25 protein-coding genes are annotated in these 23677 nt (G+C 71.5%); 16 read left to right on the top strand and 9 right to left on the bottom strand.

The window, feature by feature from the left end; translation table 11 throughout:
• Positions 1-30: 30 nt before the first annotated feature.
• From ABT367_RS10540 to ABT367_RS10525, 4 genes are all read right to left on the bottom strand, one after another.
• Positions 31-1491, bottom strand: a complete 1461-nt coding sequence (locus ABT367_RS10540; protein WP_434975439.1) for a sensor histidine kinase — start codon at positions 1489-1491, stop codon at positions 31-33.
• Positions 1466-1741: a small secreted hydrophilic protein gene (locus ABT367_RS10535; RefSeq protein ID WP_352251638.1), complete on the bottom strand. Its 276-nt coding sequence runs from the start codon at positions 1739-1741 to the stop codon at positions 1466-1468. The genes ABT367_RS10540 and ABT367_RS10535 overlap by 26 nt, the downstream gene beginning before the upstream one ends.
• 102 nt (positions 1742-1843) lie before the next feature.
• Positions 1844-2125, bottom strand: coding sequence for an Lrp/AsnC family transcriptional regulator (locus ABT367_RS10530; RefSeq protein WP_352251636.1), 282 nt, complete (start codon positions 2123-2125; stop codon positions 1844-1846).
• On the bottom strand, positions 2122-2886 hold the full coding sequence (locus ABT367_RS10525; protein ID WP_352251634.1) for a rhomboid family intramembrane serine protease: 765 nt from the start codon (positions 2884-2886) through the stop codon (positions 2122-2124). Before ABT367_RS10525 ends, ABT367_RS10530 begins: the two co-directional genes overlap by 4 nt.
• A 160-nt stretch (positions 2887-3046) precedes the next feature.
• On the opposite strand from ABT367_RS10525, the gene ABT367_RS10520 reads away from it, so the two are divergent.
• The 8 genes from ABT367_RS10520 to ABT367_RS10485 all read left to right on the top strand — a co-directional run bounded on the left by ABT367_RS10520 (position 3047) and on the right by ABT367_RS10485 (position 10470).
• The gene (locus ABT367_RS10520) at positions 3047-3286 is read left to right on the top strand and encodes a hypothetical protein (RefSeq protein WP_093609527.1); all 240 of its coding nucleotides are present in this window, start codon (positions 3047-3049) and stop codon (positions 3284-3286) included.
• Positions 3287-3319: 33 nt separating this feature from the next.
• Complete coding sequence (locus ABT367_RS10515; protein WP_352251632.1) at positions 3320-4666, top strand: NYN domain-containing protein; 1347 nt, start codon at positions 3320-3322, stop codon at positions 4664-4666.
• Positions 4667-4967: 301 nt separating this feature from the next.
• Complete coding sequence (locus ABT367_RS10510) at positions 4968-5996, top strand: NlpC/P60 family protein (protein ID WP_165332089.1); 1029 nt, start codon at positions 4968-4970, stop codon at positions 5994-5996.
• A gap of 434 nt (positions 5997-6430) precedes the next feature.
• Entirely contained in the window at positions 6431-7477 is a 1047-nt protein-coding gene (locus tag ABT367_RS10505) for a C40 family peptidase (RefSeq protein ID WP_352251630.1), read from the top strand.
• A gap of 73 nt (positions 7478-7550) precedes the next feature.
• Positions 7551-8741 (top strand): hypothetical protein, encoded by a 1191-nt coding sequence (locus tag ABT367_RS10500; RefSeq protein ID WP_352251628.1) that lies wholly within the window; start codon positions 7551-7553, stop codon positions 8739-8741.
• A 153-nt stretch (positions 8742-8894) separates the two neighbouring features.
• Positions 8895-9551, top strand: coding sequence for a helix-turn-helix transcriptional regulator (locus ABT367_RS10495; RefSeq protein ID WP_352251626.1), 657 nt, complete (start codon positions 8895-8897; stop codon positions 9549-9551).
• 97 nt (positions 9552-9648) lie between these two features.
• On the top strand, positions 9649-10047 hold the full coding sequence (locus ABT367_RS10490; protein WP_352251624.1) for a hypothetical protein: 399 nt from the start codon (positions 9649-9651) through the stop codon (positions 10045-10047).
• Positions 10048-10098: 51 nt separating this feature from the next.
• Positions 10099-10470, top strand: a complete 372-nt coding sequence (locus ABT367_RS10485) for a cupin domain-containing protein (protein ID WP_352251622.1) — start codon at positions 10099-10101, stop codon at positions 10468-10470.
• Positions 10471-10480: 10 nt separating this feature from the next.
• Here ABT367_RS10485 and ABT367_RS10480 read toward each other — a convergent pair whose 3' ends face one another.
• Entirely contained in the window at positions 10481-11005 is a 525-nt protein-coding gene (locus tag ABT367_RS10480; protein WP_352251620.1) for a PadR family transcriptional regulator, read from the bottom strand.
• A gap of 107 nt (positions 11006-11112) precedes the next feature.
• On the opposite strand from ABT367_RS10480, the gene ABT367_RS10475 reads away from it, so the two are divergent.
• Entirely contained in the window at positions 11113-12468 is a 1356-nt protein-coding gene (locus ABT367_RS10475; RefSeq protein ID WP_352251618.1) for an MATE family efflux transporter, read from the top strand.
• On the opposite strand, the gene ABT367_RS10470 is transcribed toward ABT367_RS10475, so the two are convergent.
• Positions 12432-13706 carry a glycosyltransferase 87 family protein gene (locus ABT367_RS10470; RefSeq protein WP_352251616.1) on the bottom strand — a complete coding sequence of 425 codons (1275 nt, stop codon included), beginning with the start codon at positions 13704-13706 and terminating at the stop codon, positions 12432-12434. The genes ABT367_RS10475 and ABT367_RS10470 overlap by 37 nt on opposite strands.
• Before the next feature lie 109 nt (positions 13707-13815).
• Here ABT367_RS10470 and ABT367_RS10465 point away from each other — a divergent pair, with 109 nt between their 5' ends.
• Positions 13816-14958, top strand: a complete 1143-nt coding sequence (locus ABT367_RS10465; RefSeq protein WP_352251614.1) for a glycosyltransferase family 4 protein — start codon at positions 13816-13818, stop codon at positions 14956-14958.
• 64 nt (positions 14959-15022) lie between these two features.
• On the opposite strand, the gene ABT367_RS10460 is transcribed toward ABT367_RS10465, so the two are convergent.
• Positions 15023-16816, bottom strand: coding sequence for an AMP-dependent synthetase/ligase (locus ABT367_RS10460; RefSeq protein ID WP_352251612.1), 1794 nt, complete (start codon positions 16814-16816; stop codon positions 15023-15025).
• Positions 16817-17164: 348 nt separating this feature from the next.
• On the opposite strand from ABT367_RS10460, the gene ABT367_RS10455 reads away from it, so the two are divergent.
• The 6 genes from ABT367_RS10455 to ABT367_RS10430 all read left to right on the top strand — a co-directional run bounded on the left by ABT367_RS10455 (position 17165) and on the right by ABT367_RS10430 (position 22098).
• Positions 17165-17926, top strand: a complete 762-nt coding sequence (locus ABT367_RS10455) for a metallophosphoesterase family protein (protein ID WP_352251610.1) — start codon at positions 17165-17167, stop codon at positions 17924-17926.
• 123 nt (positions 17927-18049) lie between these two features.
• Entirely contained in the window at positions 18050-18490 is a 441-nt protein-coding gene (locus ABT367_RS10450) for an SRPBCC family protein (protein WP_352251608.1), read from the top strand.
• Positions 18491-18589: 99 nt separating this feature from the next.
• Positions 18590-19708 carry an ArsA family ATPase gene (locus tag ABT367_RS10445; RefSeq protein WP_352251606.1) on the top strand — a complete coding sequence of 373 codons (1119 nt, stop codon included), beginning with the start codon at positions 18590-18592 and terminating at the stop codon, positions 19706-19708.
• Between the two features lie 99 nt (positions 19709-19807).
• Positions 19808-20248 carry a DUF5304 domain-containing protein gene (locus ABT367_RS10440; RefSeq protein ID WP_352251604.1) on the top strand — a complete coding sequence of 147 codons (441 nt, stop codon included), beginning with the start codon at positions 19808-19810 and terminating at the stop codon, positions 20246-20248.
• Positions 20249-20304: 56 nt separating this feature from the next.
• Positions 20305-21258, top strand: coding sequence for an ROK family glucokinase (locus ABT367_RS10435; RefSeq protein ID WP_165333299.1), 954 nt, complete (start codon positions 20305-20307; stop codon positions 21256-21258).
• A gap of 69 nt (positions 21259-21327) precedes the next feature.
• A complete protein-coding gene (locus tag ABT367_RS10430; protein ID WP_352251602.1) occupies positions 21328-22098 on the top strand; it encodes an endonuclease/exonuclease/phosphatase family protein in 771 nt (256 codons plus the stop codon).
• A 64-nt stretch (positions 22099-22162) separates the two neighbouring features.
• Here the strand turns inward: ABT367_RS10430 and ABT367_RS10425 are convergent, their stop codons facing one another.
• Positions 22163-22807 (bottom strand): hypothetical protein, encoded by a 645-nt coding sequence (locus ABT367_RS10425; protein ID WP_352251600.1) that lies wholly within the window; start codon positions 22805-22807, stop codon positions 22163-22165.
• On the bottom strand, positions 22800-23585 hold the full coding sequence (locus ABT367_RS10420) for an alpha/beta hydrolase (protein ID WP_352251686.1): 786 nt from the start codon (positions 23583-23585) through the stop codon (positions 22800-22802). Before ABT367_RS10420 ends, ABT367_RS10425 begins: the two co-directional genes overlap by 8 nt.
• Positions 23586-23677: the final 92 nt, after the last annotated feature.

Below are 23677 nucleotides of genomic sequence, written 5' to 3'. Positions count from 1 at the left end.
TGCGTTCGGTGCGCTCGGTGCGTCCTGGGTTCATGCCGCCGAGCCGTTCCATGCCAGGACGAACGTCGCGCCGCCGCCCTCGGTGTTCTGCAGCCGTATCTGTCCTCGGTGCCCTTCGGCGATCGCCTTCACGATGGACAGGCCGAGCCCGGCTCCGCCGCTCGCGGCCCGCCGCGTGGTCCCGCGGCGGAAGCGCTCGAAGATCAGCTCGGCGTCCTGCGGCCGTACGCCGACGCCCGAGTCGGCCACGTACATCTCGACGAGGGGGCCGCGCACTCGCGAGCCGATGCGGATGGTCTCGCCGTCGGCCGTGTGCTGTACGGCGTTCTGCGCCAGCTGGACCATCGCCTGCGTGACCCGCTGCGGGTCCAACCGGGCCTCGCCGTCGGCGACTTCGGCCAGCTGCCAGTCGCGGGCGCCGAGGGTGCGGGCCTTGACGTAGACATCGGCGGTGAGCTCGGCGAGCTGCACCGGCTCAGGGGTGACGAAGTCGGGCCGCTCGGCCTTGGCGAGCAGCAGCAGGTCCTCGACGATGCGGCTCATCCGGTCGAGTTCGTCGGTGACGATCCGTACGGTCTCCTCGCGCTCGGCCGGATCGTCGCCCATCAGCTCCAGATGCCCGCGCACGATCGTGATGGGGGTACGCAGTTCATGGCCCGCGTCGTCGACGAACTGGCGCTGCGCAGCGAAGGCACGCTCGAGCCGGTCGAGCATCCCGTTGAACGTCTCGGCCAGCGCGGCCACATCGTCCTTGCCCTGCACGGGGATGCGCCGGGTCAGATCCTGCTCGGTGAGCTGCGCGGCCGTCGTCCGTACGAGACGTACCGGCTTGAGGATGCGGCCCGCGACCACCCAGCCGATGCCCGTGGTCATCAGCAGGGCCACCCCGGAGATCGCGAGCAGCACCCGGAACACCTGGTCCGCGCGGGCCTGGTCGTGCTCGGGGTGGAAGGCCACGACGAACGCCGCCCGCGCGTCCTGGCCGCGCAGCGCGACCTCGACCTTCGCCCACCGCACCTCGCCCGAGGGGCGGTCGAGGGTGCCGGTGGACGCGGGGGACTCGAAGATCCGCCGCCGGGCCGCGGCGTCGTCGTCCAGCGCCAGGTCCGCACGGATGTCGCGCACCTGGGCCAGCTTCGCCGGGTCCGGGTCGTGCTCGCGCGCGACCAGGCCGAGCAACTCCTCGTCGGGGTCGGCGTACTGGCGCTCCAGGAACACCTTCAGGAGCTCACGGGTGTCCGTGAAGGGCTTGTTGGTGGCCGGGTCCCTGCCGATGTCGACGAAGTTCTTGAACTCGTTCGCCTCCTGGCTGAGCAGCAGGGCGACCCGCTGGTCGACATCCCTCAGCAGGATCGAGCGGGTCGTGCCGGCGACCGCGGCGAGCGCCACGGCCATCACGGCGAGCAGCCACAGCAGGATGCGCAGCCGGGCCGAGAGCCGCCAGGGGGAGGAGATGTGGTCGGGGTCAGCCGTCGTCGCGGTCGTCGTCATCGTCATCGTCGTCGTTCACCGGCGGCCTGGAGACCACCTCGTCGCTCGGGTCGCCGCTGGGCTGCCGCGTACCCGGTGTCGCCGAGGGGGTGCCCGACCCGGGCGTCCCCGTCGAGCTGTTGTCCAGCTCGACCTTCGGCGGCACCTTGGGAGTCTCCGGGCTGTCGGTGAGGGCGTAGCTCGTCGCGGCGATGCCGAGAGGGATCGCCACCACGGCGGCGAGGGTCGCTATGCGGTGGGAGAAAGCCATGCCCTCAGCGTGCGCCCGCCACCCCGCGCGCCGGATGAGCCGCTGATGAAGAAGTCTTCATCTGCGCGCACTTCATCGGCTGCTTCCGCCCCAGGACCCAGGTCAGCTGTCGAGCCCGATGGCGAAGGCCGCCTCGAGGTCGTGCTGGGAGTACGTGCGGAACGCCACATGCGTGTCCGTCGCCTCGACGCCCGGGATCTTGCTGATCTTGCCGGGAATGATGTCCGCGAGGTTCTCGTGCTGGTGGACACGGACCATCGCGATCAGGTCGTACGTACCCGTGACCGAGAAGACCTCGCTGACGCTGTCGAGCGCGGCGATGGACTCGGCGATCTCCGGGATCCGGTCGACGCTGGTCTTGATGAGCACGATCGCGGTGATCACGGCTGGCTGTCTCCCTCGGTGGCCGGCGCCCTGTGCCCGGCGGGCCCCTTCACTTTAGACCTACGGGCATAACGTCCCCATGCGTAGAGGAAGCCCAGCGAGAAGCCCGCGAGATGAGCGAGATAGGCGACCCCCGGACCGTTCTCGTCCCGGCGGGCGGCCAGCCACTGCAGGGTCACCCAGAACGGCAGCACGATCCAGGCGGGGAAGCGCAGCGGGATGAAGAACAGGAAGGGGAGCAGGCTGGTGACCCGGGCCTTGGGGAACAGCTTGAGAAAGGCTCCGAGCACGGCCGAGATGGCCCCCGACGCCCCGACCAGAGTCTGCAGGGAGCCCGCGTTGGCCAGCGCGTAGCCGAACAGGGCCAGTGCGCCGCAGCCCAGGTAGAACAGGGCGAACTGCAGATGCCCGAGCCGTTCCTCGACCATGCCGCCGAAGACGTGGAGGAAGAGCATGTTGCCGAGCAGATGCAGCCAGCTGCCGTGTACGAACAGGGCGGTCACCGGGGTGATCGCGGCCCGTGGCGAGCCGCTGAGCAGTTCGGCCGGGATCACCCCCCAGCGCGCGAAGAAGGTGCGCTGGGCGGCGAGCAGCGCATCGCCGGTGCCGTACGCCGGATTGAGTCCCGCGGCGGGGGAGAGGATGAAGACCGCGCAGCACAGGGCGATCAGGCAGTACGTGACCAGCGGACCGTGGCCCGTGAGGACCCGCGCGGTCGAGGTCCGCAGGCTCTGGCCGACCGCTCCGGGTGTGGTGATCATGCACAGATCCTGACGGAACGGGACGGATGTGCAGGGACCGCCTCGCCGTTGTGATCAGCGTCCCCAACTACGGACGGCGTCCGCACCGCACCCCGCCAGGCCGTAGGGTTACAGGGAGTGCGTTCCGATGCGAAAGCCACCTGAAAGGCGCCCCGCCACCATGACGGTTCCCCTGCCGACCGCCGAGACCCGCTGGCGCTGCACGCTCTGCGGCAACCTCACGCGTTTCGACGTGACGCGATCCTCGAAGGTCGTGGAGTACGTCCACCTCGACCTGGCCGGTGAGCCGAAGGTGGAGGAGCGCGAGGTGGTCAGTGAGACCATCGAGTCGGTGCGGTGCCGTTGGTGCAACGCACAGGACCAGGTCGAGCTGGTGGACAGGCCGGGCGCGGGCTCCTGAGGAGTGCCGCACCCTCGGATATTGGGGTGACGGATGGTGGAGAACCAGGGCGGGGAGCCGGGCGACGGCGCCGCTGAGGTGCTCGACCGCCCGCTGCCCGAAGGTGTACGGCGCCGGGTCATCGCGCTGGCCTCGGAGGGCTTCGGCTCCCTGACGATGACCGAACTGCCCGCACAGCTGCGGCAGTACGCACGGTTCACCCCCTCGCGGCGGCTGAAGTTCGCGGGCAATGCGATGGCCTCCGCGCTGGAGTCCGACCCGCTGTTCCGCCAGCGCATCGGCGAACGTTTCAGAGAGACGCAGCCCGAACTCGCCGGCGCCCTCGACGCGGGGTCGCCGCCGCCGGCCGCGGATCCGCTCGACGTGGCGGCCGCGGCCTATGTGCTGCGCCCCGTCGGCTGGGTCAAGCTGGTCACCGCCGCAGGCGAGGAGGCGCAGCGCGCCGAGTCCGAGCGGGCCGACGAGGAGGCCAGGGCCGAACTGGAGCGGCTGCGCACGGAGCTGGCCGCCGCCCAGGAGCACACCAGGTCCGAGACCGAACGGCTGCGCTGCGAGCTGGAGTCGGCCAAGAAGGAAGCCGAATCGCTTCATCGCAAGCTGCGCAGCGCGCTGAGCGATGTCAAGCGCGGCGAGGCGGCACTGCGCAAGGCGCACGCCGAGTTCGAGACGCAGCGCACCGAGGCGCATGCCGCGCAGTCGGCGGCCGAGAGCGAGGCCCGGCGGCTCAAGTCCCGCCTCGCGGAGGCCGAATCGGCCCTGGAGTCCAGCCGCAAGGCGGTACGCGAAGGGCGGTCCATCGAGGACATGCGGGTGCGGCTGCTGCTCGACACCCTCCTCGAATCGGCCCAGGGGCTGCGCCGTGAACTCGCGCTGCCGCCCGTCGACGTACGCCCCGCGGAGACCGTGGACGCGGTCGAGCCGGGCCGTATGTCCCCCAAGGACATCGCCGCACGCGCCCTGTCCGAGGCCGACCCGGCGATCCTCGACCAGCTGCTCGCGCTGCCGCAGGCGCATCTGGTGGTCGACGGCTACAACGTGACGAAGACCGGCTATCCGACCATGCCGCTCGAGAAGCAGCGGCTACGGCTGCTCGGCGGCCTGTCCGCGCTCGCCGCGCAGACCGGCGCGGAGGTCACCTGTGTCTTCGACGGGGCCGAACTGGCCGCGCCCGTCCTGCTCGCTCCGCCGCGCGGGGTGCGGGTGCTGTTCTCCAAGCCCGGCGTGACGGCCGACGAACTGATCCGCCAGCTGGTGCGCGCCGAACCGCCGGGACGGCCCGTGACGGTGGTCTCCACGGACCGCGAGGTCGCGGACGGGGTGGCCAAGGCCGGGGCGCGTCCGGTGCCCTCGGTGATGCTCCTGAAGCGCCTGTCGCGCTGAGTAGTGGGCTTGGGCCGGTATCGGCCCTCTATCGGGGCTCTCGTCAACTCCTGTGACGTATGCCCGAATTCGCGAGATCTTCACACGACGTAGCGTCAACCTGCCATCACTGCACGTGGGTTCTCGGTAAAGAAAACGCTCTGTGAGCATTTTTTTCTCATCGGGATTTGAACTGATCACAGGAAGGTCACTAGGGTCACGCTCGAACCTTCGCACGGTTGATCACCCATAAGGGGTGACGGCAGGTTCACCGCCCACCGGTTCGTTCGGTAGGCGGCTTGAGAAGAAGGAGCTCGCCTTCGTGGCGTCCCACCGTCGACCCAAGCAGCCCAGCCGCACCCGCGTGACCGTGCTCACCGCGACCGCAGCCGCCGCCGTGGCGCTCACCTCCCAGGCCGCGCAGGCCGATGAGAAGCCCACGAAGAAGGAAGTCAAGGCGAAGGTCGACCGGTTGTACGAGGAGGCCGAGAAGGCCACCGAGAAGTACAACGGTGCCAAGGAGCAGCAGGGCAAGCTCCAGGACGACATCGACGAGCTCCAGGACAAGGTCGCGCGCGGCCAGGACGAGCTCAACGGCCTGCGCGACAGCCTCGGTTCGATGGCCAGCGCCCAGTACCGCAGCGGTGGCATCGACCCGACCGTCCAGCTCTTCCTCTCGTCCGACCCGGACACGTATCTGGACAAGGCCTCCACGCTCGACCAGATGACGGCCAAGCAGGCCGACGCGCTGGAGAAGATCCAGGACAAGCAGCGCACCCTCGCGCAGCAGCGCAAGGAAGCCACGCAGAAGCTGAACGACCTCGAGGACACCCGCGAGGAGCTCGGCAAGAAGAAGAAGGAAGTCCAGGGCAAGCTCGGCGAGGCGCAGAAGCTCCTCAACACCCTGACCGCGAAGGAGCGCGCCGCGCTCGCCGCCGAGGACGCGCGCGCCAGCCGCGACGCCGGTTCCCGGGTCGACCTCGGCAACGCGGCCAAGGGATCGAACTTCGCGATGGCCGCCTTCCAGGCCGCGCAGAGCAAGATCGGTTCGCCGTACGTCTACGGTGCCGCGGGCCCCGGCTCCTTCGACTGCTCGGGTCTGACCTCCTGGGCGTACGGGCAGGCCGGCGTCTCCATACCCCGGACCTCGCAGTCCCAGGCCAACGCCGGTACCCGGATCTCCTCGCAGAGCGATCTGCGCGTCGGCGACCTGGTCATCTTCTACGGCGACATGCACCACGTCGGCTTCTACGCGGGCAACGGCCAGGTGCTGCACGCCCCGAAGCCGGGAGCGGTCGTGCGCTACGAGTCGATCAACAACATGCCGTACATGTTCGGCGTCCGTATCTGACGCCTCGTGCCCTCCTGCGAGGACGCCGAACCGCGGTGACCCGCCCTCCGAACGGGCGAATTCCCGCATAGTCTGCTGACCCCACGCCCCGCCAACGACCTGCGTCGATGGCGGGGCGTCGTGTTGCGCGCGGCGCCGCGGGGCCCGGAGTCGGTGATAGCTTCCGCGACGTTCGCATCGCGCTTTCGCGGGGCGGACCTACCGCCGGACGGGCGGGATGTGAGGCCTGTGGAGGCTCCGAGGTGCCGGAACTGCGGTTTCGGCAGGGGCCGTTGAAGCGGGAACCCGCCGGAAGCCGTTCGCGCCGCGGACGGCAGACCGGAGGCCCAGCTGGTTCGTCAGGGGCCGGACGTCCGCACTGCCGCTGATATCCGGCAGCCCGCCCTGTCACGAGGGCGGGCGGCAGCGGCAGCAGGAAGGAGAGCCGTCCCCCCGTGACAAGGCCAGCGTCCCATCGCCGTTCCGCTTCGCCCGAACGCTTCGGCAGGTTCGACCGGAGCGCGCGCGTCACCGTCCTGTCCGCGGCCGTGGCCACCGCCGCCGCGACCCTCACCGCCGCACCGGCGGGCGCCGACCCGGGGGAGCCCGCGGGCGGCACCCGGGCCAAGGTCGACCGCCTCTACGCGGAGGCCGAGCGGGCCACGGAGGCGTACAACAAGGCGGATGAGCAGGCCGGGAAGCTGCGCGAGCAGATCGACCGGTCCAAGGACCGGGTCGCGCGCGGCCAGGAGCGCATCAACACCATGCGGGGCGCGCTCGGTTCACTCGCCGGCGCCCAGTACCGCTCCGGCGGGGTCGATCCGACCCTCGCCCTGATGCTGTCCGAGAACCCGGACACGTATCTGGACAAGGCGGCCACGCTCGACCGGATCAGCGCACGGCATGCCGAAGGGCTCGCCGACCTCCAGGAGGCCCAGCGCAAGCTGGCGCAGGAGCGTGACGAGGCGCAGCGCAAGCTGGTCGAGCTGGAGAAGTCCCGTAAGGCGGTGGCCCGGCAGAAGCGGATCGTGGAGAAGAAGCTCGCCGAGGCGCGCCGGCTCCTGAACTCCCTGCCGGGTGCCGAACGGGCCGCGTACGACCGGGCATCGCGCTCGGGCCGGGCCGAGATGCCGGCGCTCGGCGGCGCCCCCGCCTCCGCGCGGGCCGCCTCCGCGATCGCCGCTGTCCGCCAGGCGGTCGGGCGGCCGTACGTGTGGGGCGCGAGCGGGCCGTACGGGTTCGACTGCTCGGGTCTGACGCAGTGGGCGTACTCGCAGGCGGGCGTGGGGCTGCCGCGTACGTCGCAGGCGCAGCGGTACGCGGGGCGGCAGGTGTCGCTCGCGGAGGCTCAGCCGGGTGACCTGGTGACGTACCGCGATGACGCCAGCCACATCGGGATGTACATGGGGAACGGGCAGGTCGTGCACGCTCCGTATCCCGGGGCGCCGGTGCGTTACGACCCGGTCGGCATGATGCCGATCTCCTCGGTGACGCGGGTCTGACGGCTCGCTGCCCGGGTGTGGGGCGCCTCGCAGGGGCGCCCCACGGAGCCCGGCCCGCCGTACGATCGAGAACGTGGCTGGTCGAGGGCGTGTGAGAGCCGGGCTCGCGGGGCTCGTCGTGGGGGCCGCGCTGTGCGGGTGTGCCGGGGCGCCCGGTGAGCCTGCCGACAGCCGTGCGGTCAAGGAGTTGCTGGAGCGCAGAGCCGAGGCCGTGCTCGCCGGTGACGAAGCCGGCTTCCGGGCGACCGAGGCCGACGGGGACGCCGACGAGCTGGACGATCTGGCCCAAGTGCCGCTCAGCACCTGGAAGTACGAGCTGACCCGCCTGGAGCCGGCCGGCGACGAAGCCACCGCGACGGTGCGGCTGCAGTACCGGATCACCGGCTACGACGCCGCTCCGATCACCGCGGACCGCACCCTGCGGCTGCGCAGCGACGACGGTGCCTGGCGCGTGGCCTCCGACCGGCCGCAGGGCAAGGGCGCGGAGCAGCTCTGGGAACAGGGCGAGGTCAGGGCCGTGCAGGGGCAGCACAGCCTCGTTCTCGGCGTCGGCCGCAGCACCGAGAGGCTGCGCCGGTACGCGGATCTCGCCGACCGGGCCGTCCCCGCGGTCCAGGAGGTGTGGGGCAAGCGCTGGTCGGGCCGGGTCGTCGTGCTCGTACCGCAGTCGCTCGACGCCATGGGCAAGCTGCTGGGCGCGCCCTCCTCCGGCTACCAGGGGATCGCCGCCGTCACCACCGGCGAGGCGGGCGGCTCCGACGCGGCGCCCGCGGACCGGATCATCCTCAACCCCGAAGCGTTCGACGTGCTCGGCGACTTCGGCCAGCAGGTCGTGCTCACGCATGAGACCACCCACGTGGCGACCCGCACCGACACCACCCCGGCTACCCCGCTGTGGCTCTCGGAGGGGTTCGCCGACTGGCTCGGCTACCGCGGCTCCGGCCGTACGGCGCAGCAGGCCGCCCCGGAACTGGACCGTGCCCTGGACCGTTCCGAGCTGCCCGTCGCGCTCCCCACGGACGAGGAGTTCGCCTTCGCGGGACATGCGTCCCGGCTCGCCCAGGCGTACGAGGGCGGCTGGCTGGCGTGCAAGATGATCGCCGAGCGCTGGGGTCAGGAGAAGCTGCTCGCCTTCTACAAGGCGGTCGGCGGGCACGAGCGGCGGGACGGGGCGGTGGAGGACGCGCTGGACGAGGTGCTCCGTACGGACCTGGAGAGGTTCACGCGCGAGTGGCGGGAGTACGTGCGGCAGGAGCTGGCCTAGGTCGACGGGCGCCGGTCAGGGGGGCGGTTGAGCCGGGGCGGGGCTGAGCCGGGGACGGCGGGGTGAGTCGGGGCCGGCGGGGCTGAGCCGGGACCAATGGTGGGGACCTTCGCCCCTCGCTTTTAGGTGATGCTTGTCGTTTATATTCGTGTCATGACCGAAATGACCGGTGGTGAGGCGGCCGAGAGCGTGCATCGCGCCCTGGCCGTTCCTTCGCGACGGCGTCTGATGTCCCTGCTGCGGGAGGCGGACGGTCCGCTCGCTATGGACGAGCTCACCGCCGCCACCGGTCTGTCGGCGGCCACGGTGCGGCACCATCTGGCCGCCCTGGCCGAGGCCGGACTCGTACGGGCCGAGAGGTCCGCGGGTACGGGACGCGGCCGGCCGAAGCTGCTGTACGCGGCCGTGCCCGCCGTCCCCGGGGGCGGCGACGAGGACCGTGCCTACCGTGATCTGGCGGGTGCCCTCGTCGACGCCCTCGCGGCCGACGCGCCCTCGGCCCGTGACGCCGGCCGGGTCTGGGGCGGCCGCCTCGCCCGCGCCGCCGCTCCCGCACCGGCGGCCGAGCGTGTGTACGCGCACGCCGCGCGCCTCGGCTTCGATCCGGAAACGGTGCCGGCGCCGGCCGGTACGGACCGGATCCTGCTGCACGGGTGCCCGTACCGCGAGCTGGCCCGCAGAACGCCCGAGGTCGTCTGCGCCCTGCATCAGGGGCTGCTCGACGGCCTGCTCGAAGGGGCCGGAACCCGGGCCGAGTTGCACCCCTTCCTCGCTCCGGATCTGTGCCGGGCCGACCTCGTCGCCCGCTGAAACACCCGCTGCATCCCCGTATCGCATGCCCCGTATCGCATCCCCCGTATCGCCCCTGCTTCCGCCGCCTCGCGGCCTCGCTTCCCAGGAGGACCCCGTGTTCCCGATCCGCATCGACACCCAGTACGTACGCGGCGACATGCCCGTCACCCGGATCGACCCGCAGGGCGCGCCCTTCACGGAACTCGCCGCCGCCCGGATCCAGTTGCTCGCCCACACGGGCATGGAGGCGCACGCCTACGAGGAGTCGGAGGTGCTGCTCACCGGGGTCGAGGGCGAGGTGTGCGTCGGGGACCCGGGGCGCGGTGAGGTCGCCTTGCGGCCGGGTGCGTGCGTGATGGTCCCGCGCGGGGAGCTGTTCACCCTCGCCAACCGCACGGGCCGGCCCGCCACGCTGCTCGCCGTGCTGAGCCGCGGCGACCGGGTCGAGAGCCTGCCGCGATCCCGTCGTGTCCCGCTGCCCGAGCCCGGGCGTCATCTGCAGGCCGTCGCCTGAGCCGGCCCATATCGAATCCACCGAACCCACGCAAGGAGACCCATGTTCGGCATGACCATCGACACCGCGCTCGACCGGAACGCAAAGAGCCCCGCCCTGCGCCTCGACCCGAAGGGCGGCCCCTTCCGTGAACTCGCCGCCGTGCGGATCCAGGTGCCCGCGGGCGGCGCCATCCCCGCGCACTCCCACGGCACGTCCGAACTGCTGCTCACCGGCATAGCGGGCGTCGTCGAGGCGTCCTGCGGGTGCGGCGCCGAGACGGTGGAGCCCGGCACGTTCGCGATGCTCCCCGCAGGCAAGGAGATCGCCCTGGTCAACAACGGGGAGCAGGACGCCACGGTGCTCGCGGTCTTCTCGCAGAGCGAGTTCACCGATGAGCTTCCGTCCGCCGCGGCCGAGGGCTGCGGCTGTCACAAGGGGTGAACCCGGGGCGTCAGGACTCCAGTTCCGCGATCGCCTCCGCCAGCCACTTCTTCTCCGCGGTGCCCGTGGCCCTGGCGATCCGCAGCATGCCGCGGCGGAACAGGTCGGGCTCGGCCTCCGCCTTGATGGGCGCCCCGTCCTCGTAGAAGAAACTCGCCGGCGCGGACAGGAACTCCTGGCGCCGCCTCAGCACCGCCGCCTGCTCGGCGCGGTCCGGCAGCTGGCCGAGGAAGGCGAGCAGCGTGAAGAAGCGCTGGCCGTCCGTGATGTCCGCGTCCTTCGGTGAACGCAGCCGTTCGTGGAGCGTCGCACGGCCCTCGGGGGTGAGGGAGAGGATGCGGCGCGGGACGGCTCCTGTGCCGGGCACCGTGCGCTGGTCGAGTTTGCCGGCCTTCACCAGGCGGGTGAGCGCGGGGTAGAGCGCGCCGTCGCTGACCGGGCGTACGTGGCCGCTGAGGCCCTGGATACGGGCCTTCAACTCGTAGCCGTGCAGCGGCCGTTCACCGAGGAAGCCCAGGATCGTCAGTTCCAGCACTCTGTCTCCCGCCCGCGTTCATGTGCGTGCTTGCCGTTCGCTCAGGCGTCATGGTATCTCTCGTCGAGGTACCTCGAATCGAGGTATAGCGAATCGAGGGGGCTGGGATGGGGCGCACCGCGTCAGGGATCGGGCACACGGCGGACGGACCGGTGCACAGGCGACGGCTTGTGGCGCTGGCGTATCCCGTCTACTTCGAGCTGCTTGCCTCGGTCGCCGCGGGCATCGTCACGATGATCTGGGTCGCGCGGCTCGGTGGTCCGGCCGTCGCCGCCGTGGCCGTCGCGACCAATGTCGAGAACCTGCTGCTCGGCCTCGCGCTGATCGGCGGCTCCGGTACGACGGTGCTCGTGGCGCATGCCCGCGGGGCGGACGACACGGCCGCGCGACGCGGTGCGGTGGCGGGCGGCTGGGCGGTGTGCGCGGTCATCGCACCGGCCGTCGCGATCGGCGGGTTCCTGCTGCGCGAGCCGGTCGCCGCGCTGGTCCTGGGCGGCTCCCAGGGCCCTGAAATCGCCCTCGCCGCGGCGTACTTCGCGATCTCGCTGCCCGGCTCGGCGCTGCTCTTCGCGCAGTTCCAGCTGGACGCGGTCCTCAAGGGCGGCGGCGACACCCGCACCCCGATGCGCCTGGCGCTGCTCGCCAACGGCCTGATCCTCGTGCTCGATCCGCTGCTCATCGAGGCGTACGGCATCCAGGGCGCCGCCCTCGCCATGGCACTCGGCCGCGCGGTCGCCCTGTGCTGCGGGCTGCTCGTGCTCCGCCGGCACCGGACGGCGGGCCCCAGGGTGGCGGTGGCCCGCGCGGCCCTGCGCACGCTGAGGACCGGGCTGCCGATGGGCGCGGACTTCCTGCTGCGGATGGCGACGACGCTCGCCCTGGTCGGGGTCGTCGGGCGTCTCGGTGTGGCCTCCGTCGCGGCGTACGGGATCGCCACGAAGGCGATGTACGTGGCCACCATGGCCTTCTATGCCGTACGGCAGGCGGCCTCGATCCACACCGCCCACCTGCTCGGAGAAGAGCGACAGGGGCAGCAGGAACACCAGGGGCACAAGGCCGTGGGGCGGCAGACGCTGCTGGTGGCCGTGACGCTGGGCACGCTCGCGGCCGGGCTGCTGTTCGCGGGCGCCCCGGCGGTGCTCGCCGCGTTCGGGGCCGGGCCCGAAGTGGCGGGGCAGGGGGCGGTGTTCCTGCGCTGCCTCGGTCCGTATCTGATCCTGCTCGCCTGCTTCATCGCGCTCGGCGGCGTCCTCGAGGGCAGTGGGCACAGCGCCCGGCTGCTGCGGATCACCGCGCTCGGGGCCCTGGTTCAACTGCCGCTCGCCTACGCCCTGTCCGGGCTCGGGCTCGCCGGTGTGGCCCTCGCCATGGGACTCGCCGCGGCCGTGCAGTGTGCGGCGCTCGGGCTGCTGGTCCGGCGCGTGCGTCAGATGCCGGCGCCGGTCTTCTCGCGCGCCGCCTGAGCGGGCTGTGCGTCGCGCTCGCGCGGTTCGGCGACCGTCTGCCGCCACAGCCGTCGGGCGGCGAGCAGAGTGGCCGCCACGAGCAGGCCGTTGCGCACGGTCAGGAGGGTGATGCCCCAGGGGTCGCTGGCCGCCACATGCGAGAACCAGATGGGGAACTCCAGGAACGAGACCCCCGTCGCCGCAAGCGTGAGCAGCGCCGGGCCGCGCATACGGCTCGTACGGAAGATCAGGCAGACCGCGGCCAGGCCGACCAGCCAGAGCAGATACTGCGGGCTGATCACGCGGCTCGTGGCCGTGAACAGGAGCACCGCCGTGAAAGCCGCGTCCGCGGGCGTCGACGGCGCCCAGGCGCGGGCGCGCAGCCGCCACAGGAGCAGCCAGGCGAAGGCCGCCGCCGTCAGCACCTGCGCCGCGGTGGTGACCAGGGGGACGTACGGGCCGAGGAACTCCACCGAGCCGTAGTTGAGCTGCATACGGCCCGGCCAGCCGAAGTGCCGGGCCACGTGGAAGGGCAGGGCGCCGAGCGATTCGACCTCGGTGCCGCGGTCGCGCTGGAAGCCCAGGAAGGCGAGCGCACCCGGCATCGTCACGGTGAACGCCAGCGTCAGGGCGAGCGCCGTGGCGACCGCGGTGGTCCAGGCGCGGCGGGTGGCGCGGGCGCGAGGGGTGCCGATCAGGAGCAGCGCGGGCCAGACCTTGAGCAGGGCGCCCAGCGCGACCAGGGCGCCCTGGGTACGGGCGTGCCGGGCGCCCGCGAGCAGCGCGGTGACCGCGACGGCGGTCACGAACAGGTCGTAGCGGGCGTACGCGGTCGGCCCGAGCAGCGGCACCCCGGCGACCCACACCCAGGCGCCTGCGGCCGACTTGCCGGGCCGGCCCGCCGCGTACCGCAGGAGTCCGAGCACGATCGCGTCGGTGACGAAGGCCAGGACGAAGAACGCCGAGGTGTACGCGAGGAACGGCAGCAGCGCGGGGGCCAGGACGGGGAGCGCGGCGGCCGGCGGGTACTGCCAGGTGACGTCGTCCAGCGGGAACGTCCCGGTGCGCAGGATCTCGTACCAGCTCTGGTAGATGACCTCGACATCGCCGGTGACATCAGGTCCTGGGGCCGTGAAGACCTTGAAGACCCAGAGCAGGAGCAGGGCGCGTGTGGGCAGCCAGACGGCCAGGAGCCGGACGGTCAGGGGGAGTTGCGCGAGGGTGCGCAGGGGCGCGGGTCGCTTTGCGGACGTCATGTGTGCCTTGCCCGTATTCGTGCAGAGTTATGGGCAGTCATGATGCCGCTGGGTCACCCGGGACGGGGTGAGGCGCGACCGTCGGCGCCTTCGGCTACTGTCGGCGTCGATGCACAAGACCCTGATCGTCACGAACGACTTCCCGCCCCGCCCCGGTGGCATCCAGGCCTTCCTGCACAACATGGCGCTGCGTCTGGACCCCGAGCAGCTCGTCGTCTACGCCTCCACCTGGAAGCGCGGCCACGAGGGCGCCGAGGCGACCGCCGCCTTCGACGCGGAACAGCCCTTCAAGGTCGTACGGGACCGCACCACGATGCTCCTGCCGACGCCGCGCGTCACCCGCCGCGCGGTCTCGCTGCTGCGGGAACACGGCTGTACGTCGGTGTGGTTCGGCGCCGCCGCCCCGCTCGGCCTGATGGGCTCGGCGCTGCGCAAGGCGGGGGCGACCCGCCTTGTCGCCACCACGCACGGGCACGAGGCGGGCTGGGCCCAGCTGCCCGCGTCCCGTCAACTCCTGCGCAGGATCGGGGAGTCGACGGACACGATCACGTATCTCGGCGAGTACACGCGCTCACGGATCGCCGCGGCGCTCACCCCCGAGGCCGCCGCGCGGATGGTGCAACTGCCGCCCGGCGTCGACGAGAAGACCTTTCATCCCGGCTCGGGCGGCGCCGAGGTGCGGGCCCGGCTCGGGCTCAGCGAGCGGCCGGTGGTCGTCTGCGTCTCGCGGCTCGTACCGCGCAAGGGGCAGGACACGCTGATCGAGGCCATGCCGCTGATCCTGGCCAAGGTCCCGGACGCGGTGCTCCTGATCGTCGGCGGCGGCCCGTACGAGAAGGATCTGCGCAAGCTGGCCGCCGAGACCGGGGTCGCCGGGTCCGTGCACTTCACGGGAGCCGTGCCGTGGAGCGAACTGCCCGCGCACTACGGGGCGGGCGACGTCTTCGCGATGCCGTGCCGCACCCGGCGCGGGGGCCTCGACGTCGAGGGCCTCGGCATCGTCTACCTGGAGGCCTCCGCCACCGGACTGCCCGTCGTGGCCGGTGACTCGGGCGGTGCGCCGGACGCGGTGCTCGACGGGGAGACCGGATGGGTGGTGCGGGGCGGCTCCGCCGAGGAGTCCGCGGAGCGCGTCACGGCGCTGCTGCTCGACCCCGAGCTGCGGGCCCGGATGGGTGCGCGGGGGCGTGAGTGGGTCGAGGAGAAGTGGCGCTGGGATCTGCTGGCGGAGAGGCTCAAGGAGCTGCTCTAGGAGCTGTTCCAGGCATACGGAAAGGGCGCGCTCGAAGGGACGCGCCCTTTCCGTATGTACAGGGTCAGCCCCGGTAGATGGCCTCGATCTCGTCCGCGAAGTCCTTCGCCACGACATTGCGCTTGAGCTTCAGGGACGGCGTCAGATGGCCCGACTCCTCCGTGAACTGCGAGCCGAGGATCCGGAACTTGCGGACCGACTCCGCCTTCGAGACCGCCGCGTTGCCGTCGTCCACCGCGCGCTGGATCGTCGCGAGCAGCTCGGGGTCCTCGCGCAGCACCGCGACGGAGGCCGAGGCCTTGCCGTTCTCGGCGGCCCAGCGGCCCAGGAACTCCTCGTCGAGGGTGACGAGGGCGCCCACGAACGGACGGCCGTCGCCGACCACCATGCACTCGGCCACGAGGGCGTGCGCACGGATGCGGTCCTCGATCACCGCGGGCGCCACGTTCTTGCCGCCGGCCGTGACGATGATCTCCTTCTTGCGGCCGGTGATCGCGAGATAGCCGTCCTCGTCGAGCGTGCCGATGTCACCGGTGTGGAACCAGCCGTCGGCCAGCGCCTCGGCGGTCGCACCCTCGTTGTTCCAGTAGCCCGCGAACAAGTGCTCGCCGTGCAGCAGCACTTCACCGTCGTCGGCGATCCTGATCACCGAGCCGGGCAGCGGCTGGCCGACCGTGCCGATCTTCTGGCGGTCCCAGGGGTTGAACGCGGTCGCGGCGCAGGACTCGGTCAGGCCGTAGCCCTCCAGGACCGTGAAGCCGATGCCGCGGAAGAAGTGCCCGAGGCGTTCGCCCAAAGGCGCGCCACCCGAGATCGCGTACTCACCGCGGCCGCCGAGCACCGCGCGCAGCTTGCTGTAGACGAGCTTGTCGAACGTCTTGTACTTGAGCTTCAGACCGAACGACGGCCCGGACGGGGTGTCCAGGGCGCGGCTGTACGCGATCGCCGTGTCCGCGGCCTTGTCGAAGATCTTGCCCTTGCCGTCCGCCTGCGCCTTGGCGCGCGCCGAGTTGTAGACCTTCTCGAAGACGCGCGGGACGCCGAGGATCAACGTCGGGCGGAACGAGGCGAGTTCATCGGTGAGGTTCTTGATGTCCGGCACATGGCCGAGCTTGATGGGCGCCATCATCGGCGCGACCTGCACCAGGCGCCCGAAGACATGCGCCAGCGGCAGGAACAGGAGCACCGAGCACTCGCCCGTACGGAACAGGGGGCGCAGCCGCTCCACCACGTTGCCGCACTCCGCGAAGAAGCTGCGGTGGGTCAGCACACAGCCCTTGGGGCGGCCGGTGGTGCCCGAGGTGTAGACGATCGTGGCCGGGTCGTCGGCCTTCGCGACGGCCGAACGCTCGTCGACGGTCTCGTCGCTCACCGGGGCGCCGGAGGCACGCAGCTCGTCCAGGCCGCCGCCCTCGATCTGCCAGACGTTCCCCAGGGCGGGCAGCCGGTCGCGTACCGACGCGACGGCCTCCGCGTGGGCGTCGAGCTCCACGACACAGCCGACCGCGCCCGAGTCGCCGAGGATCCACTGGATCTGCTCGGGCGAGCTGGTCTCGTACACCGGGACCGTGACCGCGCCCGCGCTCCAGATCGCGAAGTCGATCAGCGTCCACTCGTAACGCGTACGGGACATCAGGCCGACGCGGTCGCCGGGCTGCACGCCCGCGGCGATCAGGCCCTTGGCGGCGGCGCGTACCTCGGCGAGGAAGTCTCTGGCGGTGACGTCCTGCCAAGTGCCGTTCACCTTGCGCCCGATGACCGCAACATCCGGGTGCTGCGTGGCGTTGCGGTGGACGATGTCGGTCAGATTGCCGTCCGCAGGGACCTCGTAAAGGGCCGGAAGGCTGAACTCGCGCAAGACTGCTGCTCCTCATAGGGCGCCGGCGCCACGACGTTGTGTGCTGCGACGGTGCGGTCCAAGATCGGGCAGGTGCTCGGGTGCGTGGGGCACGGGAGCACGACTGGACTGCCCGGACGTTACCCATCGGTACGGGCTCTCCGATAGGGGGTCCGGGCCAGATGTTCGCTGCGTCACACGACAAGGCGTTGCAGTTCGCACAGTAGTCGACCCTCCGGGCGACTCGGAAGTAACCGCAGGTCCGGTGGGGGTTCTGTGGGGGAGCGGTGCGCCCTACCCTCCCCCAAGCTCTCAACTTCGTTCGAGCAGGGGGTACCCCCTTCGCTCCGGAGTTCTAGGGTGATCGGCATGCGCGTGCATGTGGTCAGCGACGTCCATGGCAACACCGAGGCCCTCGCCCGTGCCGGCGACGGCGCGGACGCCCTGATCTGCCTCGGTGACCTGGTGCTCTTCCTCGACTACGCCGACCACTCGCGCGGCATCTTCCCCGACCTCTTCGGCACCGAGAACGCCTCCCGCATCGTCGAACTGCGCACGGCCCGCCGTTTCGAGGAGGCACGGGCCTTCGGCGCCTCGCTCTGGCAGGGGCTCGACCGCAACGCCGCCATCGAAAGTGCGGTGCGCAAGCAGTACTCCGAGCTGTTCGCGGCCTTCCCGACCCCGACGTACGCGACCTACGGCAACGTCGACATCCCGGGCCTGTGGAAGGAGTACGCGGGCCACGGCACCACAGTCCTCGACGGCGAGCGGATCGAGATCGGCGGTCTCGTCTTCGGCTTCGTCGGCGGCGGACTGAAGTCGCCGATGCGCACGCCGTACGAGATCAGCGACGAGGAGTACGCGGCGAAGATCGAGGCGGTCGGCGAGGTGGACGTGCTGTGCACGCACATCCCGCCGGAGGTGCCGGAGCTCGTGTACGACACCGTGGCGCGGCGCTTCGAGCGCGGCAGCGTCGCGCTGCTGGAGGCGATACGGCGGACCCGCCCCCGGTACGCCCTGTTCGGGCATGTGCACCAGCCGCTCGTGAGGCGGATGCGGATCGGGGTCACCGAGTGCGTCAACGTCGGGCACTTCGCGGGGTCGGGCCGGCCCTGGGCGCTGGAGTGGTGAGCGGGCGCCGTCTCGCCTGCTGAGGCGCGGGACCTGGTGCGGGGCCGGCGCGGTAGCCTTCACGGCGGCGGGTCCACCCCGTCTGCCCCTTGCATTTCGTCCCGTACTGGAGGAGCCACGGCGATGGCGGAACACACCAGCTCGAGCATCACGATCGAGGCGTCGCCCGCCGAGGTCATGGCGGTGATCGCCGACTTCGGCCGCTACCCCGACTGGACCGGCGAGGTGAAGCAGGCGGAGGTGCTCGCGACGGACGCCGCGGGGCGTGCGGAGCAGGTGCGTCTCGTCATGGACGCCGGCGCGATCAAGGACGACCAGGTCCTCGGCTACACCTGGACCGGCGACAACGAGGTCAGCTGGACGCTGGTCAAGTCCCAGATGCTGCGGGCGCTCGACGGCAGCTATCTGCTCGCGCCCGCCGGCAAGGGCACCGAGGTCACGTACAAGCTCACCGTCGACGTGAAGATCCCGATGCTCGGGATGATCAAGCGCAAGGCGGAGAAGGTCATCATCGACCGGGCGCTCGCGGGCCTGAAGAAGCGGGTGGAGTCGGGCGCCAAGTAGCGGATGGAGTCGGGCACCAAGTAGCGGGTGGGGCCGGCTCCAAGTAGGGCCCGGCCGGGGCGGGTCGGTGCCGCGGGCGTTCACGTACCGTTCACTGTCATGCGCACCCTCTTCGTCACCGGCCCCGGCGGCAGCGGCCGTACCACCATCGCGGCTGCCACCGCTCGGGCCGCCGCGGCGCAAGGGCTGCGCACGCTCCTGGTCGGCTCGCAGTCCGGACCGGTCGACGGCGTCACCGTGCGGACGGTCGACTCCGCCGCCCATTTCCGTACGGAACTCCTCGCCCTCCAGGACCGGGCCGGCGCCGCCCTCGACATGTTCGGCGCCCAGCGGCTCGACGGCGACGAGCTCACACCGCTCCCCGGGGCCGAGGAACTCGCGCTGCTCACGGCGCTCCGCGACGCCCACCGCAGCGAGGTGTACGACCTCGTCGTGGTCGATCTGCCGCCCACCGGGAAGGCCCTGGCCACCCTCGCGCTGCCCGCACAGCTGCGCCGCTACGTACGCCGGCTGCTGCCCCCTGAGCGCCAGGCCGCCCGGGCCCTGCGGCCCATGCTGGCCCAGCTCGCGGGGGTGCCCATGCCCGCGCAGTGGCTGTACGAGTCGGCCGCGCAGTGGGACGCCCATCTCGCCGGGGTGCAGTCCGTGATCGAGAGCGAGCACACCGCCGTACGGCTCGTCGCCGAGCCCGGGCCCGCCGGGGCCGACGCCGTGCGGACCGCCGTGAAGGGGCTCGCCCTGTACGGCCTGCCGGTCGAGACCCTGATCGCCAACCGCGTCCTGCCCAAGGACTCCGCCGACCCGTGGCTGGCCGGGCTCGCCGCTCAGCAGGACAAGGCCCTCGGAGAGTGGCGCACCGACCGTCTGCCGCTGGCCGAGGTGCCTCACCTCGGCCGCGATCCGCGCGGCACCGACGACCTGGCCGCCCTCGCGGTCCCGGCACCCCGCCCCGTATCGCAGCCGGCGTCCTGGCCGATAACCGACCGCCTGGCGGACGAGGGGATCCTGGAGTGGCGGATACCGCTGCCCGGAGCCGTGCGCGAAGAGCTCGACCTCGTGCGGCGCGGGGACGAACTGGTCATCACCGCGGGGGAGTTCCGCCGGATCGTGCCCCTGCCGTCCGCGCTGCGCCGCTGCACCGTCGCCGGCGCGGGTCTGAAGGACGGCGGGCTCGGGATCCGCTTCGCGCCCGACCCGGGCCTGTGGCCCCGCACCTGAGCGGCCTCGTACCGGCCACACCCTGATCCCCGTACCGCCGTTCGGGTACCGTCGAAGGTACGCAGCCACGCACCGTCCGACCCGCCGCAGGAGCCCGTCATGAGTGACACCGAGCGCCCCGCCGACCAGCCTCGAGCGGCCGACGACGACGCATGGGAGCAGGCCTGTGCCGAGGACCTCGCCGCCGAGCAGGCCCGGCGCCGCGCCCAGTACGGCACGCCGCCCGGATCCGCCGCCGAGGAACTGCGCCGTCTGGTGGACGCCGTGAGCGAGAAGTTGTCCGGGCTGCAGTCGCCGATCGCGGGGATGGCCGCGCAGGGCGCCGTCAACCAGCTGATCAACCAGGCGAAGTCCGTCGTGGAGCCCGTCATCCAGCGCAACCCCGACGTGTTCGACCACCTCGCGGCCGCGGGCTCCGAACTGCTCGCGGCCTACCGTTCGGCGGTCCAGGGCCATGAGCGCCGTTGGACCGCCGACGGTGACGACAAGGACCGTAAGGGCGAAGGACCGTCCACGGGCGACCACATCGACTTGGACTGACGTTCCCCTCAGTTAGGCTGGGCAGCAGCGGGGCTCGACCGAAAACTGAGGGACACATGGGACTCACCATCGGCGTCGACATCGGCGGCACCAAGATTGCGGCCGGCGTGGTCGACGAGGAAGGCACGATCCTTTCCACCTTCAAGGTGCCGACTCCCAGCACACCCGAGGCCATCGTGGACGCGATCGCCTCGGCCGTGGAAGGCGCGCGGGCCGGTCACGAGATCGTGGGCGTGGGCATCGGCGCGGCCGGATACGTCAACCGCCAGCGCTCGACCGTCTACTTCGCGCCGAACATCGACTGGCGCCACGAGACGCTCAAGGAGAAGGTCGAAGGCCGCGTCGGCCTCCCGGTGGTCGTGGAGAACGACGCGAACGCCGCGGCCTGGGGCGAGTACAAGTTCGGTGCGGGCAAGGGGCATCGCAACGTCATCTGCATCACCCTCGGCACCGGTCTCGGCGGCGGCATCATCATCGGCAACAAGCTGCGCCGCGGACACTTCGGCGTGGCCGCCGAGTTCGGCCACATCCGGATGGTCCCGGACGGTCTGCTCTGCGGCTGCGGCAGCCAGGGCTGCTGGGAGCAGTACGCCTCCGGCAGCGCCCTCGTGCGGTACGCGAAGCAGCGCGCCAACGCCACCCCGGAGAACGCCGAGTTGCTGCTCTCCCTGGGCGACGGCACCCCGGAGGGCATCGAGGGCAAGCACATCTCGATGGCCGCCCGTCAGGGCGATCTGGTCGCGGTGGACTCCTACCGCGAGCTGGCCCGTTGGGCCGGCGCCGGTCTGGCCGACCTCGCCTCGCTCTTCGACCCGTCCGCGTTCATCATCGGCGGCGGTCTCTCGGACGAGGGCGAGCTCGTGCTCGACCCCATCCGCAAGTCGTACAAGCGCTGGCTCGTGGGCGGCAACTGGCGCCCGCAGGCCGAGGTGATCGCGGCCCAGCTGGGCAACAAGGCGGGCCTCGTCGGCGCCGCCGACCTGGCACGGGAGCCCGACCCGGTCATGTGATTCCTCGCGTATGGCCGTCGCCCGCCGTGTTCCGTACAGGACCGGCGGGCGCTGTCATATCGTGGCCCGGTGACCGGACAGGCCCAGCCCATCTCGCTGCCCAACTCCCGTACGGAACCGGACGGTTCGGCCGTCGTCAGGGTGCTCTCGTACAACATCCGCTCGATGCGCGACGACACCGCCGCGCTCGCCCGGGTGATCCGCGCCTGCGACCCCGACCTCGTCCTCATCCAGGAAGCCCCGCGATTCTTCCGCTGGAACAAGAAGCTCGCGCGTCTCGCCAAGGCCTCGGACCTGGTGATCCTCGGCGGCGGCGCACCGGCCGCGGGCCCCGCGCTGCTCTGCTCGCTGCGGGCGACGGTCGAGCGCACCGAGGACGTGCTGCTCCCGCTCACCCCGGGCCTGCACCGCCGCGGCTTCTCGACCGCGGTCGTACGCTTCGGCGGCGCCCGGCTCGGCGTCCTGAGCTGCCATCTGTCCTTGCAGACCGACGAACGCTACGACCAGGGCAGGATGCTGCTCGACCGCCTCGCGGGCATGGGGGTCGAGCACACGGTGGCGGGCGGCGACCTCAACGACAGGCCGAACGGCCGTACGTTCAAGCTGCTGGCGGGCGCGCTCCAGGACTGCTGGGCGACGAAGCCCTGGGGCGGCGAGTACACCTCCGAGCCCGCCACACCGCGCCAGCGCATCGACGCGATCTTCGCCTCCCGCGGCATCGAAGTCCTCGGCTGCGGCGTCCCGTTGGGCCACGCGGGCATCACCGGAACGGACCTGCTGGCGGCCACGGACCATCTGCCGCTGCTGGCCGCCCTCAGGGTTCCCGCCGGTCCTGCCTGATACGGCACACGAAGGGCCCGTACCGGAACAATCCGGTACGGGCCCTTCGTACAGCCTTTAAACCTCAGACGACCGCTCCGCGCCCCGGGTCGTCGTCCTCGTCCTCGCCGTCCCCCATCCGCATCACCAGCGTCGCGAAGCCGCCCAGGAAGCCGCCGATGCCAAGCGTGGTGAGCCACCAGGTCATCGGCCAGCCGAGCAGGATCGCGAGCAGCAGCAGCACGGGGCCGCCGATCACCGCGAGCCAGGCGAACTTGGCCGTCGTATCGGCCTCCGGGAGCGGCGGCGGCTCCGGCGGTACGAAGTGGCCCTCGTCGCTCTCGTCCAGATCGTCGTCCGAGGCCTCGGCCACGTCATAGTCCCGCGGCCCCACACCGGGAGCGAAGACGATCGAGCTGCCCACCGGCTTGTCCGGACCGGCGCGGGCGGGGCCCCGCTCCTGCTCGGCCTCCTCCGCCTCCGCGACCAGGCCCGCGAGGTCCTCGACGGACTTGAAGGGCTTGGCACCCGGCGGATCTGCCGGCTGCGCGCCGTATCCGGCGATGATCGCGGCCCAGGCGGCGTCCTCGTCCAGCGGCTCGGGCTCGGGGCCCTGCGCCTGGGGCTTGGCCAGCGGATCGCGCAGGGCAGGGTTGATCCGGTCCTGCTGCTCCTGCTCGTCGTGGTCCTCGCGGCTCTCGTCGCGGTCCGCCGCTTCGTGCTCAGCCACCGGCCGTCGTACCTTCCCGGGAATCCTTCGCGTCGGATGCGAGCCGGTCGACGAAGGAGACGCTCTCCTCGAAGATCCGGTCCGCGTCATGGTCCAACGTCGCGACGTGGTAGCTCTGTTCCAGCAGGATCTCGGTGACGTCCGTGGACGAGACGCGGCCGAGGACACGGGCCGAGTCGGCCGGCGCGACCACATGGTCCTGCGGGCTGTGCAGAAGCAGCAACGGCTGCGTGACCTGCGGCAGTTCGGCGTCGACAATGCGGGAGAACCGCCGCAGCGAGTGCGCCGCGTGCAGCGGCACCCGGGTGTAGCCGAGCTCCTCGGAGCCCTCTTTGGCGATATCGCTCACGACACCCTTGGTGGAGCGCACGAAGTGCCGGGCCACCGGGAGGGCGAAGGCCATCGGGTCGTGCATCTTGTTGAACGGGTTCACCAGGACGATCCCGCTGATCGCGTCGCCGTGCTTGGCCGCGAGCCGCAGCGTCAGGGCGCCGCCCATCGACAGACCGAAGACGAAGACCTGCGCGCACCGCTCGCTCAGCGCGCGCAGCTCGCGGTCCACCTCCGCGTACCAGTCCTGCCACCCGGTCAGCGCCAGGTCCTGCCAGCGCGTGCCGTGCCCGGGAAGCAGCGGCAGGGAGACCGTCAGACCGCGTGCGGCCAGATGCTCCGCCCACGGGCGCAGCGACTGCGGAGTACCGGTGAAACCGTGGCAGAGCAGGACGCCGACCTCGCCGCCTTCATGGCGGTACGGCTCGGCTCCGGGGAGGACCGGCACCATCGGTCTCCTTCTTCAGGCAGGCTCCGGCGCGGTGGGTCCGGAGTCGGGTCGGGAGGTTGCGTTCACGGTACGCGACCGGACCGACACCG

It is taken from the genome of Streptomyces mesophilus (assembly GCF_040300965.1).
GTDB classification, from domain to species: Bacteria; Actinomycetota; Actinomycetes; order Streptomycetales; family Streptomycetaceae; genus Streptomyces; species Streptomyces mesophilus_A.
The sequence above is the reverse complement of the archived record's forward strand: the minus strand, read 5'-3'. Positions and strand labels throughout refer to the sequence as shown.

Coding starts and splice junctions, on each gene's coding strand:
- ABT367_RS10455 (WP_352251610.1), top strand. CDS start 17,165: ATGCGCGTGCATGTGGTCAGCGACGTCCATGGCAACACCGAGGCCCTC.
- ABT367_RS10535 (WP_352251638.1), bottom strand. CDS start 1,741: ATGGCTTTCTCCCACCGCATAGCGACCCTCGCCGCCGTGGTGGCGATC.
- ABT367_RS10525 (WP_352251634.1), bottom strand. CDS start 2,886: ATGATCACCACACCCGGAGCGGTCGGCCAGAGCCTGCGGACCTCGACC.
- ABT367_RS10520 (WP_093609527.1), top strand. CDS start 3,047: ATGACGGTTCCCCTGCCGACCGCCGAGACCCGCTGGCGCTGCACGCTC.
- ABT367_RS10435 (WP_165333299.1), top strand. CDS start 20,305: ATGGGACTCACCATCGGCGTCGACATCGGCGGCACCAAGATTGCGGCC.
- ABT367_RS10445 (WP_352251606.1), top strand. CDS start 18,590: ATGCGCACCCTCTTCGTCACCGGCCCCGGCGGCAGCGGCCGTACCACC.
- ABT367_RS10465 (WP_352251614.1), top strand. CDS start 13,816: ATGCACAAGACCCTGATCGTCACGAACGACTTCCCGCCCCGCCCCGGT.
- ABT367_RS10475 (WP_352251618.1), top strand. CDS start 11,113: ATGGGGCGCACCGCGTCAGGGATCGGGCACACGGCGGACGGACCGGTG.
- ABT367_RS10440 (WP_352251604.1), top strand. CDS start 19,808: ATGAGTGACACCGAGCGCCCCGCCGACCAGCCTCGAGCGGCCGACGAC.
- ABT367_RS10485 (WP_352251622.1), top strand. CDS start 10,099: ATGACCATCGACACCGCGCTCGACCGGAACGCAAAGAGCCCCGCCCTG.
- ABT367_RS10470 (WP_352251616.1), bottom strand. CDS start 13,706: ATGACGTCCGCAAAGCGACCCGCGCCCCTGCGCACCCTCGCGCAACTC.
- ABT367_RS10515 (WP_352251632.1), top strand. CDS start 3,320: ATGGTGGAGAACCAGGGCGGGGAGCCGGGCGACGGCGCCGCTGAGGTG.
- ABT367_RS10450 (WP_352251608.1), top strand. CDS start 18,050: ATGGCGGAACACACCAGCTCGAGCATCACGATCGAGGCGTCGCCCGCC.
- ABT367_RS10495 (WP_352251626.1), top strand. CDS start 8,895: ATGACCGAAATGACCGGTGGTGAGGCGGCCGAGAGCGTGCATCGCGCC.
- ABT367_RS10540 (WP_434975439.1), bottom strand. CDS start 1,491: ATGACGACGACCGCGACGACGGCTGACCCCGACCACATCTCCTCCCCC.